Annotated in this window: 18 protein-coding genes and 1 pseudogene; 8 read left to right on the plus strand and 11 right to left on the minus strand. The window is 39.7% G+C overall.

What is annotated here, in order from left to right; all coding sequences use genetic code 11:
* Both AB4153_RS09315 and AB4153_RS09320 read right to left on the minus strand, forming a co-directional pair.
* Positions 1-231: pseudogene (locus AB4153_RS09315) on the minus strand (hypothetical protein); the annotation flags it as partial.
* Positions 232-307: 76 nt separating this feature from the next.
* Positions 308-1,387 carry a YHYH protein gene (locus tag AB4153_RS09320; protein WP_371997164.1) on the minus strand — a complete coding sequence of 360 codons (1,080 nt, stop codon included), beginning with the start codon at positions 1,385-1,387 and terminating at the stop codon, positions 308-310.
* 333 nt (positions 1,388-1,720) lie between these two features.
* On the opposite strand from AB4153_RS09320, the gene AB4153_RS09325 reads away from it, so the two are divergent.
* The 3 genes from AB4153_RS09325 to AB4153_RS09335 all read left to right on the plus strand — a co-directional run bounded on the left by AB4153_RS09325 (position 1,721) and on the right by AB4153_RS09335 (position 4,434).
* A complete protein-coding gene (locus AB4153_RS09325) occupies positions 1,721-2,251 on the plus strand; it encodes an NUDIX hydrolase (protein WP_248955416.1) in 531 nt (176 codons plus the stop codon).
* Between the two features lie 186 nt (positions 2,252-2,437).
* Entirely contained in the window at positions 2,438-2,932 is a 495-nt protein-coding gene (locus tag AB4153_RS09330) for a Tfp pilus assembly protein FimT/FimU (protein WP_371997165.1), read from the plus strand.
* Positions 2,933-3,237: 305 nt separating this feature from the next.
* Positions 3,238-4,434: an alginate export family protein gene (locus AB4153_RS09335; protein ID WP_102529436.1), complete on the plus strand. Its 1,197-nt coding sequence runs from the start codon at positions 3,238-3,240 to the stop codon at positions 4,432-4,434.
* Between the two features lie 116 nt (positions 4,435-4,550).
* Here the strand turns inward: AB4153_RS09335 and pdxY are convergent, their stop codons facing one another.
* The 4 genes from pdxY to AB4153_RS09355 all read right to left on the minus strand — a co-directional run bounded on the left by pdxY (position 4,551) and on the right by AB4153_RS09355 (position 10,578).
* Positions 4,551-5,405 (minus strand): pyridoxal kinase PdxY, encoded by an 855-nt coding sequence (gene pdxY, locus AB4153_RS09340; RefSeq protein WP_371997167.1) that lies wholly within the window; start codon positions 5,403-5,405, stop codon positions 4,551-4,553.
* 401 nt (positions 5,406-5,806) lie between these two features.
* The gene (locus tag AB4153_RS09345; RefSeq protein WP_371997169.1) at positions 5,807-7,423 is read right to left on the minus strand and encodes a bifunctional aspartate transaminase/aspartate 4-decarboxylase; all 1,617 of its coding nucleotides are present in this window, start codon (positions 7,421-7,423) and stop codon (positions 5,807-5,809) included.
* A gap of 112 nt (positions 7,424-7,535) precedes the next feature.
* Positions 7,536-9,239, minus strand: a complete 1,704-nt coding sequence (aspT, locus tag AB4153_RS09350; RefSeq protein ID WP_102529439.1) for an aspartate-alanine antiporter — start codon at positions 9,237-9,239, stop codon at positions 7,536-7,538.
* Between the two features lie 436 nt (positions 9,240-9,675).
* Positions 9,676-10,578 carry a LysR family transcriptional regulator gene (locus AB4153_RS09355; RefSeq protein ID WP_371997171.1) on the minus strand — a complete coding sequence of 301 codons (903 nt, stop codon included), beginning with the start codon at positions 10,576-10,578 and terminating at the stop codon, positions 9,676-9,678.
* 455 nt (positions 10,579-11,033) lie between these two features.
* On the opposite strand from AB4153_RS09355, the gene AB4153_RS09360 reads away from it, so the two are divergent.
* The 5 genes from AB4153_RS09360 (at position 11,034) to AB4153_RS09380 (ending at position 15,896) form a co-directional block, all read left to right on the plus strand.
* On the plus strand, positions 11,034-11,237 hold the full coding sequence (locus tag AB4153_RS09360; protein ID WP_198589612.1) for a DUF1656 domain-containing protein: 204 nt from the start codon (positions 11,034-11,036) through the stop codon (positions 11,235-11,237).
* Positions 11,238-11,260: 23 nt separating this feature from the next.
* Positions 11,261-12,124, plus strand: coding sequence for an HlyD family secretion protein (locus AB4153_RS09365; protein WP_102529442.1), 864 nt, complete (start codon positions 11,261-11,263; stop codon positions 12,122-12,124).
* Between the two features lie 42 nt (positions 12,125-12,166).
* Entirely contained in the window at positions 12,167-13,660 is a 1,494-nt protein-coding gene (locus tag AB4153_RS09370; protein WP_157936242.1) for an FUSC family protein, read from the plus strand.
* A gap of 284 nt (positions 13,661-13,944) precedes the next feature.
* Positions 13,945-14,895, plus strand: coding sequence for a hypothetical protein (locus AB4153_RS09375; protein ID WP_303514978.1), 951 nt, complete (start codon positions 13,945-13,947; stop codon positions 14,893-14,895).
* A 425-nt stretch (positions 14,896-15,320) separates the two neighbouring features.
* Positions 15,321-15,896, plus strand: a complete 576-nt coding sequence (locus AB4153_RS09380) for a hypothetical protein (RefSeq protein WP_371997172.1) — start codon at positions 15,321-15,323, stop codon at positions 15,894-15,896.
* Positions 15,897-16,124: 228 nt separating this feature from the next.
* Here AB4153_RS09380 and AB4153_RS09385 read toward each other — a convergent pair whose 3' ends face one another.
* The 5 genes from AB4153_RS09385 to AB4153_RS09405 all read right to left on the minus strand — a co-directional run.
* Positions 16,125-16,592: a hypothetical protein gene (locus AB4153_RS09385; protein ID WP_371997173.1), complete on the minus strand. Its 468-nt coding sequence runs from the start codon at positions 16,590-16,592 to the stop codon at positions 16,125-16,127.
* A gap of 568 nt (positions 16,593-17,160) precedes the next feature.
* Complete coding sequence (locus AB4153_RS09390) at positions 17,161-17,907, minus strand: trypsin-like serine protease (protein ID WP_371997174.1); 747 nt, start codon at positions 17,905-17,907, stop codon at positions 17,161-17,163.
* Between the two features lie 105 nt (positions 17,908-18,012).
* Positions 18,013-18,375, minus strand: coding sequence for a hypothetical protein (locus AB4153_RS09395; protein ID WP_371997176.1), 363 nt, complete (start codon positions 18,373-18,375; stop codon positions 18,013-18,015).
* A 123-nt stretch (positions 18,376-18,498) separates the two neighbouring features.
* The gene (locus tag AB4153_RS09400) at positions 18,499-19,353 is read right to left on the minus strand and encodes a hypothetical protein (protein ID WP_371997178.1); all 855 of its coding nucleotides are present in this window, start codon (positions 19,351-19,353) and stop codon (positions 18,499-18,501) included.
* A gap of 347 nt (positions 19,354-19,700) precedes the next feature.
* Positions 19,701-19,978, minus strand: a 278-nt coding sequence (locus AB4153_RS09405; RefSeq protein WP_371997179.1) for a hypothetical protein, incomplete at its 5' end; no start/stop codon positions are given.

Raw genomic sequence — 19,978 nt, forward strand, 5'->3', positions numbered from 1 at the left:
AGAGCCATCAGAGCCATCAGCAGCATCAGAGCCATCAAGTTCAGTCAGACTATTATCAAGAAAATGAAACGCCGACACCGGCAGTGATAGCACCATAAAGGCACCATCATCGACTAAGTTAATTGTGCCATGTTGGGCCACCATCATATGTGCCTGAACAGATGAGAATGTTAATCCACTCAAGATGATACAAGTAGTGATCCCTGCAGCGAGTTTCTTTATTAATTTCATGTACTCATACTCTTAATAGGTTTTATGCTTGATGGCTCCATTGACTTCATCATGATGCCAATAGTTAGACAGTTATTTACAGTTCACCTTTTACACAACGTTGAAAGTAGGGGTAGCTGTCAGTGGCATAGTAATGATAAATGCCATCAGGAAACTCAGGAGTGACCCCAACACGGCCATTACACTCATCCAAATCACCTGAACCTGCTACGTACTCCCAATCTTGCGCGAATGTACCCAATGGATATATGTCGGTTGATGGTCTGCTACTGCTGGCGTTGGTCACTAACTGATAACTGCCTGTAATGGTTTTAATGGCAGAACTGGCATCGTCTGCGATGCTATAGCCGTAACGAGCATAAATAGGAAAGCCATCTGCTGCCCAGCCGACAATGGTCATTTTATCGCTGCTACCACCTTGTAAAGTGACGAAGCCTTCTGGCATGCCATGGTAATGGTATTCACCGCCAGGTTGAACATGGGCGTTATTGTCATCGGTGCCAAAGTTGAAACTTGATTGGCCCAATGCTTCAATATTCCAGTTGCCGTCATTGCCAACTAAACTGCAATCATCACCAGAGTCATCACAAGTGCCTGCGGTGCTCGCATCAATTTTTACCCCATTAAGTACATAGCCTAAAACACCTCTGGGGCCACCAAGGGTTGTAGCAGTGTTACTTTCTTCAGGGGTTAAGGTGTAACTGGCAGAAACATCTTGCTCATAAATGCTGTTTGGATTATTTGCATTAGGAAATAATCCCACTTCATGATCAGGGATCCCATTAGCATCAAGCAAGCGTTCACCTTCCTCGCAAGTCCACTCGGCATTACTGGTGTTATAAACCGATTCAGATTCGTTATAGGTGCTATTTACATAATCACACAGCACACCATCTGTTGAACCTGTTCCAGGCGTTTCATTATCAGAGTCGTCTCCAGAATCATCATCAGAGTCATCTCCTGAATCATCATCAGAGTCATCACCTGAATCATCAGTAGAGTCGTCTGGAGTGGTGATAACTTCATCAGCATCTTCAACAACAGCAGTATCATCATCGCTACTGCCACAAGCCAGTAATGTGCTTGTGATGAGTACAAATAAGGCTGACTTTATTAGGCTAATTGAGTGTTGCTTGGTCGGGGCAAAGAGTTTCATGGCAAGGGCTTCCACTTGTTATAAAAAGCAATTTATAAATAGGCAGTTATCAAGAGCTGTTTACAAGCCTCTAGGTACAGAGGTCTACTTGTTAAGCGCTTGCTTAATTGAGTTTGGTTTATCCTAGCGTTAAAAAGTGCAGAAACGGTGCAGAAAATGAGGGGAAACAGCGTGATTGTTACTTAATTGTTGCGGGTGGTTTGATTAGATTGATTTCCTTTAATACTTACATATGTTTTTTGATTTAAAAATTATTAGCAGTCGAAATGAGGGGAGGAATATTTCCTATGAAAAATAGCGTATCATGCGCGTTTTTATTTTGATGATCTTGTTATGCGCCATTTAAAAACCAGCCACCACCCCGACACACCTAGTCAGTTTGTAGCTCAACAGCAAGACTCAATGTTAACTCGCCGAGCTGCGAGGGCAATTGTACTGCAAGGTAATACTATTTTAATGCTCTATACCGAGCGTTATCATGATTACACTTTACCTGGTGGTGGGGTTGATGATCATGAAGAGGTTGAGCAAGGTTTAGTACGAGAATTACAAGAAGAAACTGGCGCTAAATCAATTCGTAATATTAAAGAGTTTGGCTTGTATGAGGAATATCGCCCTTGGAGTCGCGATGGCATGACATTGATTCATATGTTGTCATATTGCTATACCTGCGAGATAGATAGTGAATTGGGTGAAACCCAGTTTGAGTCCCATGAGATTAACAATGGTATGAAACCCGTGTGGATGGATATTGATGAAGCTATCCAACATAATCTCGATACCATGGCGAACAGTGACAAAAAAGGTTTATCCATTGAGCGTGAAACTTTTTTACTCAAATTAATTAAACAAGAGCTGCTCTAATAAGCTGTAGAGCAGACGACAAAAAATAAGATCTTGATAACAAAACTGTGTAAAAGTTAATAAATGTACTTATCAGTGCTATTTATGTTGTAGTGGCGGGTTCATGGTTGGAGTATTATCGGCCTTCCTTTAACTATTTCATATTTTTCCAATAGATAAATATGATGCTGTCAGTGAATATTTGTTATGAAATACCCCATTCAACGCGGTTTTACTTTAATTGAACTTGTGGTTGTTATTATTATTTTAGGTGTACTTGCGGTGGTTGCAGCCCCTAAATTTATTGATATTAAATCCGATGCCGTTAAGGCGAATTTAAGCAGCTTACAAGGCAGTATTCAATCAGCTAATTCGTTAGTTTATTCAAAAGCGGTTATTGGCTCTCAAGAGACACTTGATCCCGGTGAGATTGATCATAACGGCATCAAAATATCGACTACCCTAGGTTATATCACAGCAACTAACGTTAACTTACCTAAAGCTTTAGAAGGCTCGTTCGCTCAGATTGCAGGAGCAACTGATGAATTTAGTGAAGATTGGGGGATTTACAATATTCCAAACTCTGGCGTGTATATATTTCCTCAAGGTTATGACATAAGCAGTAATTGCTCATTGCACTATTTGGTTGATGGTAACAATTCAGAGCCCGCTTTCTATCAAATAACTGATACTGGTTGCTAAATTTGCCTAAGTTTTAAAAAGCCTGAAATGCTTATTTCAGGCTTTTTTTTGGATAGTCATTTTTATTTAGGCTTTATTGGCAGGATAAAAGTAAAACGGTAATCAATTATTTAGTAAATAATATATGAGTTAATGCTAAAAATACCTATTTCGAGGTATGCTAATTTAGTATAAGTTAATGATCTGGCTCACAAATATTGATGCGTAATTGTAGCTCTTTTGTAACATTGTTCTAGATCAATTATTTCATTTCATTTCACCTTTATAACATCACTCGAGATGATGAAATAAAAGGATTACAATAAATGAAATTAAGTACCCTCACATTAGCCGTTCTTGCCAGTTTAGCGACTTCTACGGCCTATGCTGAAACTGAAACTGTTGACCCATTGAAAAAAGCCTTTATCGATGACTCGTCAGTGAATGTGCAATTTAGATTGCGCTATGAAGATGTCGATGTTGCCAATGTGGATCAACAAAACCAAACCACATTACGCACACGTTTAACTTATCAAACAGGTGATATATATAATTTATTTGCAGTAGCGGAAGTTGATGATGTTCGCTCTACGGATAATGAACCACTGATCGGTGATTATAAATATACCCAAATCAACCAAGGTTTTATTGGGTATAAAGGCCCTGCTGAAACGTTAGCTAAATTAGGTCGCCAACGCATATTATTAGATAACCAGCGTTTTGTTGGTGGTGTGGGCTTCCGTCAAAATGAACAAACTTATGATGCGGTTTCGATTAAAAACACCGCGATTGAAAACTTGACGGCTTACTATGCGTATGTCGCTAATGTAAATCGTATTTTCCCTGAAGGTTCAGGTAAAGAAGAACATGAAAACGAAACCAGCTTAATCAATATCAATTATAAAGGTTTAGAGTTCGTTAATTTAACCGGTTATGGTTACTTGATTGATAATACTGATGTTGCTGCCTTTTCTACTGATACCTTTGGTATTCGAGCTGCGGGTAATATCAAATTAGATGCGCTGAAAGTCAGTTATGAAGCTGAATATGCGCAGCAGTCTGAAGGGGGTGATAACCCTGTAAGTTACAGCGCGGATTACTACAAGTTAGGTGCGGGTATCGATTTTGACGCCTTTGGCGCAAAAGTGGGTTATGAAGTATTAGGTTCTGATAGTGGTAAAGCTGGCTTTATTACACCATTAGCAACACTTCATGCCTTTAACGGTTGGACTGACAAATTCTTGTTTGGCGGAAAAGGTAACTGGGATAACGGTTTAGTCGATACCCATGTGATCTTAACGGGTAAAGTTGCCGGTCTTAAATTACTAGCCAAATATCACCAGTTTGAATCAGATTATGGCGATATTGATATGGGAACAGAGTGGGGCGTTGCTGCTACTTACCCATTTGCTAAGCATTACAGCTTAGGTGTGAAATATGCCAGCTTCAGCGGTGCAGATGAAGGCTATGACTTTTCAAATGATACCGATAAATTATGGTTAACATTCCAAGCTAACTATTAATGCTAAGCGGATGAAACATCTTGCAGTCACTACTTTGGGTGTGTAGTGACTGTTGTAACTCCCCCCCACCTAGTTTGCAGGAATCTAATTGATTCCTGCTTTTTTATGCCTAAGTCTTAAACAACTTTGGCGTGAAAGACTTCAGTTGGCTGAACGAGTTCAGCTTGAGCAGCAATGGTTTGTAGCTCCCACTCTTGCCTTTTATGGGTTTCTTTTAATACCCCATAACAAGCGTTAGTGGCATGTTCAAATGCTGTTACTGCGCTCATGTCTTGTAATAGCCCCCCAGTAAACAACGCTGATATTAAATCCCCCACACCAACAGGCTGGCGGTTAAATTCAAGCTGTGGTCGCTGGGAAATATACATGCCATCTGCAGTGGCTAACATCATGGTAAAGGTGTCATCAGCAATAGAGTGCAGGTGCTTTACTAATACGATTTTAGGTCCTAGAGTCAGTGCTTTTTCGCAGGCGAGTTTTGCTTGTTCTAGGTTATTGATTTCCATGCCTGTAAATTGAGTTAATTCAAATTGGTTAGGCACAATGACATCTGCGATAGGCATGACATCATTGATTAATTGCTCAGTGATCCCGTCTGCCAGAATGCAGCCTTTTTCAGGATCGCCCATCACAGGATCGCACACATAAATCGCAGCAGGGTTTTGTTGTTTTACACTGTTAACGGTATGGATAATTGCCTGGCATTGTTCTGCACTGCCTTGATAACCTGAAAGTATCGCTTGGCAATCCGCCAGTTTACCTATGTTGTCGATACCTGCCACAAGTTGGTTGATGTCGTCAGCAGAAAATGCACGACCTTTCCAACCTTGTTTATATTGGGTGTGATTTGAAAATTGCACCGTATGAATAGGCCACACTTCCATGCCCATGCGCTGCAGAGGGAACACGGCAGAACTGTTACCTGCATGCCCAAAAACCACGTGAGATTGAATTGAAATAATACCTTTCATGTAATGACCTATTATAAGTAAAGTTGTGATGAACAATGCGAGCACAATACTGGAAGAATGCCGTGCTCTGACAATGATGGTGCTGGTTAACGTTAGCTTATAAAGGCTTACGCGATTGATTTCAATATGGCTAATGATAGTCTGTGATCTTGAATAGTCATAATCCTTGTTGATGGATGAAATCCACCAGTAAGGCTTTCTTATGCACAAGGTTTTATGAAGATTCTTAGAAAAGCTATTCGAGCATACAAACACGCCAATCTAATGATTGGCGTTAGTATTTACAATAGTATTGACGGTTATTACTGGTAATAGTTTTAGTAATAGTTTGGCACTAGTACTGTCACGATTACTGTCACGAGTACTGGCTCAGTTTAGTGAGCCAATACAGGTGTTATTCATTACGCAGTAGCTGCTTGAAACTCAGTAAAGTAATCGTTCAATACTGAGCGTGTTTCACGGCCAATTAACTCGTATTCGTGATGAGTTAAGTTTGCTAAAGAAACACGAACTGATGGATGCACGACGTCAAAGCCTTTACCTGGAAGTAAGATAACTCCCGTTTTGTGAGCTAAACGGAATAGGAAGTCTTTGCCTTTACCGCTGTCTTTGAACCATTCAACAAACGCTTCACCATAAAGTTTGCCACCTAAAGTGTCTAGCTCTAGTAAGGTGTAGTAATCAACACGGTCGACGTTTTCTTCAACTTCAATCCCCATGTTTTTGTATAGGGTGATGTAACGTTCACGGATAATGCGTTTACAAGCTGCTTTGTAGTTGTCTTCTAAATCCATTAAGCAATTTAAAGAGAACAACGCCATTTGAACTTGCTGTGGTAATGCTAAACCCGCGGTGTGGTTTAGTGCTACCGCGCGGCTATCAGCAACGATACGGTCGATAAATTTAATGCTACGAGGATCAGGAGTGATCGTTTTGTAGCGGTTATCAAGTTCTAGCTGATGAGCTTCAGGTAGGGCACGCATAGCATCATCAAACACATTGCTGTGATGGATACCAATGGTGCCTAAACGCCAGCCGGTTGCACCGAAGTATTTTGAGAATGAGTACACACATAAAGTGTTGTATGGCAGTTTTGCAAACAGTGACACAAAGTTGTCTGCAAAGGTGCTGTATACGTCATCAGTAATGATAAATAAGTCACTACGCTGTGTGTTTACAAAGTCAGTTAAGCGGTTCAGTGTATCGTCAGAAAATTTCACTGACGCTGGGTTTGCTGGGTTAACCACACAAAGTAGTTTGATATCAGTATCAGCTAATTTTTCAATTTCTGATTGCGGTAACTGCCATGTGGTTTCATCAAGGCGAATTTCAACGATTTCTAGATCGTACTCAGCAAGCTCTGGAATTTCTAAGTAAGGGGTAAAGATTGGCGTGATAAGTGCCACTTTGTCGCCTTTTTTAAGCAGACCATTGTTTGCCATTGTGGCGAAGGTATAGGTCATTGACGCAGTGCCGCCTTCAGTAGCAAACAAATCAAAGTCAGAATTCATTGGCAAATCACCATACATTTCTTCGCCGATGTACTGTTTTACCACTTTCTCGATGTTAGTCAGCATACGTGAAGGTACAGGGTAGTTACACGCAAGGAATGCGTTAACAAATTCATGTAAGAAAGACTGTTTTTCGATGCCTAAACGGTCTTTGGCATAGCTAACCGCTTTTTGTAAAAACTCAACGCCTTCACGGCCTTGGTTCGCTTTAGCAAAAGTATCGAAACGGGCAACCACACCGTCACCATCTGGGATACCGCCAAACCCTTCATTGAGGTATGAGTAGCTGCGCTCTGACTCTTCTAATGCAAAGTCACCTAAACGAAGGAACGCTTTACGTGGCAAGGTGGCTAAAAAGTTTGGGTTACCACGGCCAGCATCTAATAATGTGCGATCAGGCACTGCTTGTGCAACTTCGATAAGTTTATCTTTCAATTCAAATGGGCTTAAGTCGGCAAATTGTGTGAAATCGATTGCCATTAGGTCGTTAGTATTTTGCTTGTTCATAGTATGTACCTATTGATATTTTAAAATCTGATTATTGGCGAGTCAGTTGAGTGAACTCACTCGCCGAAATGTGTTTTGTTTGAAACTATTACGTTGAAAAATCAGGTTGAAGCTACTGAGTTGAAATGATGCCGACAATGATTGGGCCCCAAAGGGTGAGCAATACATTGGCAATGGCATAAGTCACTGTGAAAGCAAATACTGGTGTCGCGTTGCCTGCTTTTTCAAGTAAGGCTGCGAATGCTGGGTTAGCGCTGCGGCCACCAGAAACACAAGCTAAAGCTTCAATTGGATTCTTAATTTTCAATACGTAATAAGAAATAAAGAATGAAATGATTTGTGGAATAATGGTCACTGCCATACCCAAGAACAATAAAGTTAAACCGTGTTCTTTCATGGTATTAATGGCTTCTGGACCTGCTTGTAGACCAACAATGCCGACAAACACCGCTAAACCAAAATCACGTAAGAAGTTAGATGCACCTAGAGGTAGTGAGCCAATAGCAGGTTTACGGCTACGTAACCAACCCACGAATAAGCCTGAAATTAAACAACCTGCGCCTGAACCAATTGTGACGGGAATACCGGCAATTTCGAAACTGATTAGGCCAATTAGCAGACCTGCAACCATACCTAAACCAAAGAAGATAAAGTCGGTGGCAAAGGCTGAACCTAAACGTTTACCAATATTTTTCTCTACACGGTTAATGTCTTTAGCGGTGCCCGTTAACTGAATGATGTCGTCTTTAGCGACGATAAAGTCAGCATCAACATCTTGTGAATGACCACCACGAATAATGTCTGTGACATAAACACCACGGTAAGTATCCGCATTGGCTTTTGCTTTAACTTCAGCAATGGTTTTACCCACTAAGCTGGCATCTTTCGCAATAAGCTGGCGGTTTTCTTCAATTAAGTTGATGCCTTTTGGCATAGCGACTTCGCTGGTTGCAGTGCTCATATAACCTGCAATCGCTTCACGGCGGCCTGTGACAATGACAATGTCGCCAGCTTGAATTGTGATGTCTTTATCAAGCTCAATGGCATTACCGTTACGGTCAATCATTTCGATAGCGATATCGAGCAAATCTTTATTGATTTGTTGGCTGGTGCGGCTAATAAAATCGCTGCTGTCATCAATTTGATAGGCACGAGATACCAGATCGCTAATAGCGTTAAACTCACCAGGTGCAAGCTCTGCTTTACCGTCTGACATTTTTTCAGCAAGCTTAAGTGCTTCGCCGCGGATGTCCCATTTCATAAAGGTTGGAATCAACCATGACACCATTAATATTGGACCTAATGAACCAAAGATGTAGGTCACGGCATAACCGACTGCTACGTTGGTTTGCATCAACTGTTTAGCTTCTTCGGTGACGTTACCTAGCTGTGATATAGCATCACCTGCTGTACCAATAATGGCTGATTGTGTTAAGCCACCTGCTGCAAGACCTGCAGCTGTGCCGCTATCAAGATCAAACATCAATGCTGCAGCAAGTACACAGAGTAAACCTGTGACTGTCATGACAACCGCTGACAATAAGATATTGATGGTTTTGAAGTTAAGCGCACTGAAAAATTGTGGCCCACCTTGATAACCGACTGCGTAAATGAATAACGCGAAGAAAATGGTTTTTACACCTGGATCTATTTGTACTCCAAATTGGCCAATTAACACGCCCATGATTAAGGTTCCTGCTACGCCACCCAGCACAAAACGGCCGATGGTGATTTTACCGATGAGGTAACCTAACGCGAGTGTAATAAATAAAGCGATGTAAGGAGATACGGCAAATAGATTTTCGATAATGCTCATAATATTTGCTGCCTAAAATTAAATTCAAAAGTGAATAGTCACTGGTTAATTTGAACCATTTACTTATTCACTATTAAACTGAATGTGAGTGATAGTTCGTGGTTTCGGCAGCAATATTAGGGCAGGAAACTAGACACAATTAATCCCATTTGATGGATCAAACCCTTCGTAGTCTTATGTCATGAGAGAAAGTAGAATAGTTTTATGTATTAGGTTATTGATTTTTATGAGCAACTAGAAGTGAGGCTCCTAGCGAGGAGATTATTTTATTTGAGCAAGATTTTGTGAAAACATCCCTTAAGAGATATGAAAAGAGGTGAGTCGTGAAGCCGTATTCTATTCAGACCGAGTGAAAAGTGAAAAGTGATGCGGATACAAAAACGGCTTAATGGTAAAACCCAATAAGCCGTTTGAAGAAAAGTGAGTTACAAATAAGTTAGTCTAAACCTTTAGGGTAGGGATACTCTGCAAAGATATTGGAAACAATCTCTTTAATTGGCGCAATTTGTTTTGAATACGGTGCCCATAACGCTATAGGGACACTAACATGATCAAGCAACTGTTCAGATTTGAACGTAACGACTTTTTCTTGGTAGCTTGGTGATATGGTCACTAAGCTAGGCAGTAAAGCCCAGCCAACATTCGCTTCGAGTAGTTTTAGTATTAATGTCATTTGATCGATGATTTCATGATCTGAAGATAATATGACTTTTTGTGCCATATCGTCATCGAGCATGGCTTTCAATACTAATTGCTTTGATGACTTCATCATAGACATGGTTTTATTTTTAGGGGCAGTCGCTAAAGGGTGATCTTTACCTGTATATAAGTAAAATTCTAAATTCTTTAGGAAGGTAAAGTCGATACTATTAACCACTTTACTGTTGTAAACATTGACAATAGCCAGATGAATACTGCCATCTTCAATGCCTTTTTTGATTTCTGGTTTCGTGCGAACAACATAGTGCACTTTCATATTGGGAAACTCTTCCAGCAACTTAAGACGAATGTCGGTTAAGAGCCCTGGTGACATAAAGCTGCCATAAGCGATAGTAATAGATTCAAGCCCACCAAAAGATAAACTGAGCGCCACTTTATCGAAAGTCAGTGCTTGTTGTACCGTTGTTTTAGCATAGCGATAAAGCAGCTCACCATCTTCTGTTGCTTCGACACTGCGACCGACACGATTAAACAGCTCTACTGCGACTTGATCTTCTAGGTTGGTAATCACTTGCCCAATAGTTGTACGGTGCTTATCTAACTTAACTGCAGCTTTACTAAATGATCGCTGTTCATAAACCGCAACGAATGCGCGTAATTGCTCTAAGCTAAAATTCATCGGGTATGGGCTCCATTTATCATTATTTCTGGTTAAGTGACTCGCCAAGCTACGTCATTTGATGCAGATTGAGAAAATTACCTTCAAGAGTCAGTGTAATTAAACCCTGTATCAATTGAAACAGTAAGCAAGCGTATTCAGTTGCTTATGAGGTATTTTTTTTACCTGCTTTGCTCATACTCATCATTTGTTTTAACAAACCCACTCAAAATGGTTTATTTGAGCGATTATTGGCTCATTGAATACGATGTTCGTGCCTCACTAAATATTATTAAAGATAGTCTCTATTCAGTCATTGGTAAAAAGGGTCTGTCTTGGGTTCAAGTTTGATGGGTTACATCCTCTTTAAGCGATTACAACAAACATTAATCAATCGATACAATTATCGTCATTAGCAGTATTGCTTATTTTGTGATGCTGCTCCCTTTTTAGTTATAACTCGATTGGTGACACAAATGCCTCATGAATTTGCGATTGGAGAAGTGTACTTTCCGCCGCTGTTAATCGTTGTAATGTTAGCTTATTTTCTTACCGTCGCGGTTACATTTGTTGCTGGCAAACTCGGTTGGCAGCGTGTTATAGCGTTGCCAGCATTAGTTGAACTTTGCATGGTGGTGATATTTACCGTGCTATTAAGCCGATTTATTGCTTTTACCTAACTCATCAGACTTTGGAGCTCGATATGTTTCGTATAATTACCACACTGGTGATGGTTGTGATTGCTGCAATAGCAGTGTTAAGCCAGTATCAAAACTACGCTGAAAATCCTTGGACCCGTGACGGCCAAGTAAGAGCGCACATTATTCAAATAACCCCAAGAGTGACAGGCCCTGTAACGAACGTGCTGGTAGACGATAATAGCCGCGTTAAGAAAGGCCAATTACTGTTTGAAATTGACCCGAGTATTTACCAAGCTGAGTTAAGTAATGCTAAAGCAAAGCAGATGCAGGCGAGCGCATTAGTAGATAAAGCTAAAAATGAAAATCACCGCGCAGTGGAACTTGAGAGTCTCAAGCACGGCACGGTTTCTGAGCTTGATTTGAATAACTTTCAAAACGCGGTGCAAACAGCTAAAGCTAACTTGGCTGCAGCAGATGCAGTGGTTGAACAAGCTGAACTTAATGTGGCTTATACCCATGTTACAGCGCCTACAGACGGCTTTATTACCAATCTAAACCTTAGGCAAGGCGCCCAGGTTGTGGCTAATAACCCTGTTGTTGCCTTGATTGATGAGAACAGTTTTTGGATTGAAGGTTTCTTTAAAGAAACTGATTTACAAGGGGTGAATATGGGGGATGAAGCACGCGTGACGTTAATGATGAACCCAGATAGCCCGATAGAAGCGAAAGTTGAAAGCATTGGCTTTGGTATTGCTAAGTCAGATGGCAGCACAGGTAATACCTTATTACCTAATGTGAACCCTAATTTTCAATGGATCCGTTTAGCACAGCGTATTCCCGTTAAGATCCATATTGAACATGTTCCTGAAGACGTACAACTGCGTGTTGGCACCACCGCCTCAGTGCAAATTTTTAATGGCGCTTAATAAGCTGCAGACCTGATATTTATGGTGCAAAAGGGGATTAATATGCTGGGTCTTGCTACTAAAGAAGCCATTAAAGTCGCTCTGGCTTTTACCAGTGCCATTGTATTGGCATTGTTATTTGGCTGGGAAAAGCCTTATTGGGCAGCCATTACCGTTGTTACATTGGCGGCAAATGAATCATATAGCCATTCAATTCAAGCTGCACAAAACCGTATTATGGGCACAATAGTGGGGGCTAGCATTGCTATTGCAATGATTGCCTTTTTTGCCCAAGAGCGAATGCTATTTATTGGGACATTTATATTGCTTGCTGGCATTAGTACTGTGATGTCTTATGATCGCAAACACGGATACTTTGTCAGAATTACGTTTATTGTATGTACTTTAATATGCTTTATGGGAAGCTTTGACGATATAACATCAGTCAATATGATTTTTCTTCGCTTACAAGAAACATTACTGGGCGTGGTGATGTTCTCGCTTGTGTATCGATTTGTCTGGCCGATAAATTCTGAAGTCAATTTTTATGCACAACACAACAGCATCACAGAGCAATTAACTGAATTAGTTGCAGAGCTAACCGACTGCTTGAATGGCAAAAAAGAGGTGAGTATAGATCAGCTTTTAGCCCATCAGGCTAACTTAGTTAAGATGACCGAAAGCATCAAATCCCAAAGTTTAATTTTAGATTTGCCCAGTGCAGGGAGTTACCAATTATCCCATCAACGTAAACAGTGGAAGCTATTGACCATTGCGAGTTACGAAACGATTGAGCGTTTAACTCAATGGCTTGAGCAAGCTAAGAGTATCGTCGGCAATGCAGATGCTAATCCTGAAGTGATTAAAGTGTCTTTACTGCAAGCCGTTTCTAATGAAGATAGCCTTATTCAACTGAACGAAAAATTGATGCAGAGCGCATCAATGGTGACGCGTATTCAGGTAGCTAAAGATTATTTGCTGAGCACCTCAACACGTATTGATAAAAACAGCAAAACCTTTACTGATATTAACGTGACTTTGACATGGCAGGAGTTAGTTAAACAATGGGATATTGCGCTTCCGCTATCGTTGCGCATTAAAGATGGCTTAATTGTAATGGCGGCATTAGCGACCAGTTTTGCTTTGTGGATATACACACCATTACCTAATGGTTATATGTTTCCGATGTTGTCTGCGGTGATGGCTGTTAATTTAATTGCATTACCAAAATTTATTGTCAATGAAGCTTTGGTCGGTATCTGTATTTTTGGCGCTTTAGTGACATTGGAATATGTATTTATCATGCCTTCTTTTACAGAAGTGTGGCATTTAGCCATGTTTTATTTTGTCAATATAGTGGTGATTTGGCGACTTTGTGCAGCACCTCAATTAGCTTTGCAAAAAGTGATTGGTGCTAATTTACTGGTAGTGCTAACCATGAGTGCGCTGCACCTTACACCAAGTTTTGATATTACGGTGTCATTAAATATGTTGGTACAGGTATTCATGGCGATAGCCGTCGTTCGGTTTTTTGTGGGCGTATTTAAAGAGGGCTAATAGCTTCGAATGAAATTTTGCAATGCTTGACTCAACTGAGTTCAAGCTTGTGAATTTGCTGACGACAAAATCAACAGTTGAATTAATTTTTAATGGCGTGGCGGTTTCAAATTCTTAACAAGTGCAACGTCATCCTTGCTGTTTTTTTACACGCTGCGTGTAGATTTAACCTTAAGTGAGTTAACACTTTTAATCCCCAATTAGTCTTGTAGCATGCGATTTAAATTATGTCGTTTGGCAAGTTCACGCCTTTAAATGGTGTGCTGCAAACTGGGGAGTTAACAATGCTGACTTATCACCAATCTGTACGCTTACAAGTTGACAATGTATTGGTTCAATATCATATCTTTGATACTGATGAGCCTTTAATGGTGACATTTCCCCCTTCTAGTAATGCGATGTCGCAAGAGCAAGTTGATGCTGACCAGCAGGCATGGAGTTTTCAGTTTTTTGCTAAAAAGAAAATGAATGTGATTTCGTTTAATCATATTGGTGGTGAAACCCATTATTTTGACTCAGCAAAGTTTGCCGCATTTATTGATGACTTGTCTGATTCATTATTCCCATTTCCCGCTCGGATTGGTTATGGCTGTAGTAAAGGCGGTTTTGCAGCAGCATTTCATGCCAAAGCGTTAAAGCTAGATAAAGCCTTATTACTCATGCCGCTAAGTACCTATTGGCAACCTAATGCACCGTGGGATCCAAAGCTGAGTAAACACACCGAACTGCAAGTTCAAGATATGTCTCATATTGATGCAAGCCATTGTGAAACGCCATTAACCATTATCTACGATCCATTGTTTATTCCTGATACTTTACATAAAAAACGCTTTAAATCCTGTGTTGCTAGTTACCGCATACCTGGTGTGGGCCACAGAATTGCGCGGGCTTTACAGCATACAGGTTCGCTTAAAGAGACAATATTGGAGTTTAGAGAGGGTGAAATTGATGCTGATCGTTTTTATCGAGTTGCAAGAAAGCGAAAGCAATTAAGTTATTACTTTCGTTCAATTGATAAGTCCAGTACTCAAAAAATGACACCTAAGCGTCTCGGGGTCATCTATTTACATCGATTTTATCAATATAAATCCCAGAGTATTGATCTGAATAAATTAAAATCTCGACTACAACAAAGTGTTGAAAAACGGGTTAATAGCCTTTGTGGTTTGGTGCAAGGGAAAAGCATTATTGCAGTGAGAAATTTTGCTGGTGGAACTGCGTTTATGTTTTGTTAATTTACCAGCTTTCTTGGGCTGTTCTGAGTTTGCAGTTCATTGCTCTCAATTTTTTTGGGGAGTAAATAAATACAAAATGAGCATCTTGCTCGTTTTTAGCCAATTAGACTCACTCTTCTGCAAAGCATAGTTTCTAAATTCTTCTTCGTTTTCCCTTTTTCGTTTTCCTTTGGCTTTCCCTTCATGTCTTTTAGGGGGGATTCATATCTCAGTTAGGTGTCATTTGATTTTATTTATGGCGCTAAATGGTAACTATTACTGCCAGTAATCGGCGATTATTTGTGCTGTTAAAGCGCAGTTATTCATCTGGTTGTTAAACAGAGCTGATTTTGCAAATGACTTATGTTGCAAATGATTTATGTTGAAAATGACTGTTGCGCTCTTGAATAACAACAATTGATTATCTAACTTTTATTGGAGGTATTATGTCTAAGCTTAATCAGACTTTATTGCTAAAAACAGCAGGTCTTGTATCTACTTTTGCCGTTGCCGCAGTGATGAATTTTACCGTCATTAATAGTAGTTATGCTGAGCAGTATGTTTTTCCTCAGCAAAATCAAAGTTCAGAGCTACAGGCTAGTGATGAGGCAAGTTGTAATAGTTGGGCTGTATCGCAAACTGGCTATAACCCAAGTCAGCCACAAACTATCGCCACAACAACGCAACCGACACAAGTTACACCTGATAGTAATGACTCTGCTGATAGAGGCTCTGGCATGCGAGGAGTTATGGCTGGTGCAGCCGCTGGCGCTATGATTGCCGAATTTGGTGATGATGATCGTAGTGACGCAGCGCAAAATGGAGCCGCTATTGGCGCTGTGGCAGCAAGACGTCAAAGTCGCCGCAGTAATATTCAACAAGCTGAACAGCAACAACAAGCGGCTCAGCAGCAAGCTGCGCAACAACAGGCTCAGGTACAAACTGCAAATGCCCAAGGCGAGGAAAACTTTTATCAAGCTCGCGCAGCTTGCCTAGAGGGTAAAGGCTATAGTGTTAATTAGACTTTCATTAAAAGATCTTTTTATAGCTAATACATAGCCACCCATTATTTTGAAGTTATAACATAAAGCTAGACTGGGTGGGCTAATTAATGAACTACAACCTTCTTTAAAAAATTATTTTCAAAGAAGGTTGAATACCGAGGCCTAGACACTCCCCCACGAGCTTTGAAATTTGCTAGCTGGACAACGATTTGAGGATAAGGACAGTTTAATCACGATAGGGCATGATTACTGTTTTTTGTTAATTGTAATTACATAGTAAGTGGCAAAAGGCCGAATAAACTGCCAAACAAGCAGTAACGACGCTAACGGAAAAAACAAGCTATAAATGTTGAAGTCCGCATGGCCCTTGGCTGCATCTATCATCCATTGGGAAAACGCTGACGTGGCAAAAAAACTATAACCAATTACAAATAACATTAAAAACTGCGCTTTACCTTCAATAAAGAGTGCCAATACTCTGCCGAATGTGGACAGTTTTCCGCCTTGAGAAGCTTCATGCATTGGCATTTGTTTAAGTTTAGACCGAGCAATGACAAAAATGATTAAAGCAAACAAAGGTATTAATACAAAGAGGGCCCACTGCAAGATATAAAGGTCAGCAATTTCACGCATAGCAACTGGTCTATAGTTCATCTCTGCATCAGAAAACGGACCTGATTTTAATAATTCCCAATAAAATTCTAAGTTTTCCATGTGAATATAAGGCATTCTGAATTGCTCGAACCACATAAATAACGTAAATAGTCCAAGGTATAAAGCCAGTAATGCATTAACAGCTAGAGTCTCAGTTGATTTTCTTTGTGCGATTGAAGGCGTTATTGAAGTGTTAGTTTGAGCTGTAATACATGCACGAAAAAACATACTAATATTGTGAATATGATACTGCTTAAAAGGCATATTAATCTCTATTTTTAATTTGAAAAATTTATCCTCAAAGCATTATATGATAATTCTATATCAATGAAATAATTATGGTTTATCTTACTGTGACCTCCTATTATCAACTAGATATTCGTTAAGTTATATGGTTTTATGTGTCGATGAGGTAATAGCTTTTTGTGCGGATGCTTACAGTTGTTTTGAAAGTTGTTGGGTTTCTTTTACTTATTCTTACTTTGCTCACCCACACCAACATCAAAATTCATTTACTGATGGCCAAAGGACTAAATACTTCATCATTAATCACCAAATATTAAGCAGTAACTAAAGCCTTATAGAGTGTTTGATATTTAGTCACATGGAATGGGTGACCATGTAGTTGCTACTCCATAGATTTTTCTATCCATTTTTTGAAATATGAAATGCGAGAGTAGTTTTCAATTACCCCATATTTAGCTTCTTGCCATTCTGTTGGCTCTGCATTTTGCCATGAACTAACGCCCACAATATAAAGTCGATTATTCATTTTAAGTAGTGCTGGTCCACCAGAGTCCCCTGGACCACTAATACCCTCTAATGCCAAAGAGCCTTGTTCACTATCAAACTTAAACCGAATCCACTGCCCAGAAGTTTCCGTGACAACATTTTGCGCTGCCCTTAAACGATCATCAGCACCGACAACTCCTATTTCACCAGTGCCAAAGTCCCCGCGACCGATAAACGTTAAAGTTTTATGAAGTTCATCCTCTTTGTCATATAAAACGACAGTTTCACTATTAGGGATAGTCGATTGTAACTGGACAAGCGCTATATCATTTGGAAATTGCTTATCTTTCCAATCTGGATGTTTAACAACTTTCTTTATCTTGTAGTAAGAATCTTTAAACCTGACTTTTCCATCAATTAACAAATAATTGGCAACATGAGCAGCGGTAATCACCCAATCTTCGGCAATTAGAGTCCCAGTTCCTTCGACAATTTCTTTATCTCTATAATTTCCGTAAAAGGTAACTATCGATTTATTATCTTTTGCAAATTCTAGATATTTAGACTCATCTACATCATGTCGCATTATAATTGCACTCGATGGAAATGATAAAACGAGTAGGATTAAGAAACTCCATTTCATGAATTATTCCTTTAACGCCGTTTTAAGCGGCAAATTACTGTTGGCTAAAATAAGTGAGGCACGAACAAAAAGCCAACTGTAATTTGTCCGTCTTGAAAACCCTTGTTATACAGATATTTTTACCCAACCATCTCTTGGGCTGTCAGCAACTAGACACTTAATCATATTTATTACTTCATCTCTTGTTACCGATTGGCCTTTAATAATAGGCTCACCAGTTAATCGACTTGAGAAAAATCTTACTCCTTCTGGAGTAAGATTATACATACCTTCAGAGTTTTTATTTAAAGTAGGATAAGGGAATTTTTCTTTTGGCTTGAGGTGAGTAGCATAATTACTCATGAACTTCTCGAGTGGGTATTTTTGACCAGACATTAATCCTGTAACCTCCAAAATTGCTTGCATGTATGCACGCATATTATTGGAATTAGAACTTGGTGGATTAACTAATTTATTAAGTACTTCCATTTGATAATTCTCCATCAGTCTGAAATCTGTATAACGCCGCCATAAGCGGTGAGTAGCAGTTGGCTATAATGTGTAGCGAAGCGGAACCGAGCCAACTGTTACGAATCCGTTTTAATGGCTTTGTTATGCGCCGATTTCTTGCTCAGCTAAATTGACAAGCAAGCGATATCCTCTTGACGTTAAACCATTGTCAAATAGACCTTCTCGTTCGAGATCTTCAAAATACTGTCTAGGCAAATCATTAAGTAAAGACTCGAACCTTTTAGCAATATATGAACGCGGTGCTTCCAATATGCGTTCAGCCCCAAGTTTTCTGATCACATGTGACCGAGTGAAATCAAGCACTCCTGCCCCTAAGTCTAACGGTAAATTTTTAGAGCGCTTTCTATCCATACGCTCCATAAACAAACGCTTATTCATTCGGCTCAACTCTTTTTGAGCTTCCGAAAGCTCAGTTTCTTTCTCTTTCAACTGCTCCGTAATCGATGACTTTTCTTCTTCTTGAAGATTGGCGCGTTCAATTAACGTTTCGATTATTTGATTTCGCTCTTGAACAACTTTGTCCATTTCTGTCTTTTCGGTTTCGATCTTCTTCTTTGTCTCTTCGACTTTGTCATTCGGCTTTTCATTATAATGCTGTAAAGACTGCCTCATAGATGAATAACCCTCATCAAGATTTCTAAGCCTTTCGCCAAAACCACTTTCCATTTTTACTAATAGTTGCGCTATATCTTTAGTAAAATTATATGTGTTGTCATAAAAAGTATTGCTTGTATCAGTAGCTTTAAAATAAAACAAAGCTGCTAAGCCTACTGAGAACAATGCTAAAAGCAGTGACAGCAATGTAGGGAAGTCAACCGTTAAATTTATTGGAGTCAAATAAACCTTATAAGATAAAACCCCGACAACTATCAATGTAGAAATTGCTTTTACCCAATCCCAAAGGCTGCTTTTATTTTTACTTGAATCATTTGACAATTTCGATACTCCATTTTGGCGCATAACAGCTTATTAGCGAGAATTCCGATAAACACCCTAGGCCACTTACCAAAACTCAACCACTTTTTAGCTTGATTTATTAATAATTTTAATAACTTAACAGCCAGCATAATTTAAATCAATCGACTAAATAGTGGATAAAACCGAGAATTGAGATAACCGAGAATTAATTTGGGTCGTTATGTAAACTTCCTCTGTGATAAAATAGTTATTTTTCAATGGTATATATTTGTTCGGATGGTAAATCCGAGAATTTTTGCTTTTACATAACGAGAAGCAAGTGCTGTCAATTGCTGCTTTTTAATTATAACTGTATATCCATACAGTCATATAAAGCTAACAAACTTTGGGCAAAAACGTTTTACCAGCACCAACTTTATACTTAATTTATATTGGCTCTTTTTCAGTAGTCCATTACTACAATTTAACCCATTGCCTGCCGCTGGGATGTTCAGGATGAACGGAATGTCGCGATCACATGGATGTGAAAAAGCGGCCTTTTGTGCAAGCTCGACTGTGACACGCAGCAAGCTCGTCCCTGAAAGCTCGGCCATGACAAATAACATCCATGTTAAACGGCCAGTTCGGCATATATGGACCCATC

The organism is Shewanella sp. 10N.286.52.E4 (assembly GCF_041468785.1).
Classification (GTDB): domain Bacteria; phylum Pseudomonadota; class Gammaproteobacteria; order Enterobacterales; family Shewanellaceae; genus Shewanella; species Shewanella electrodiphila.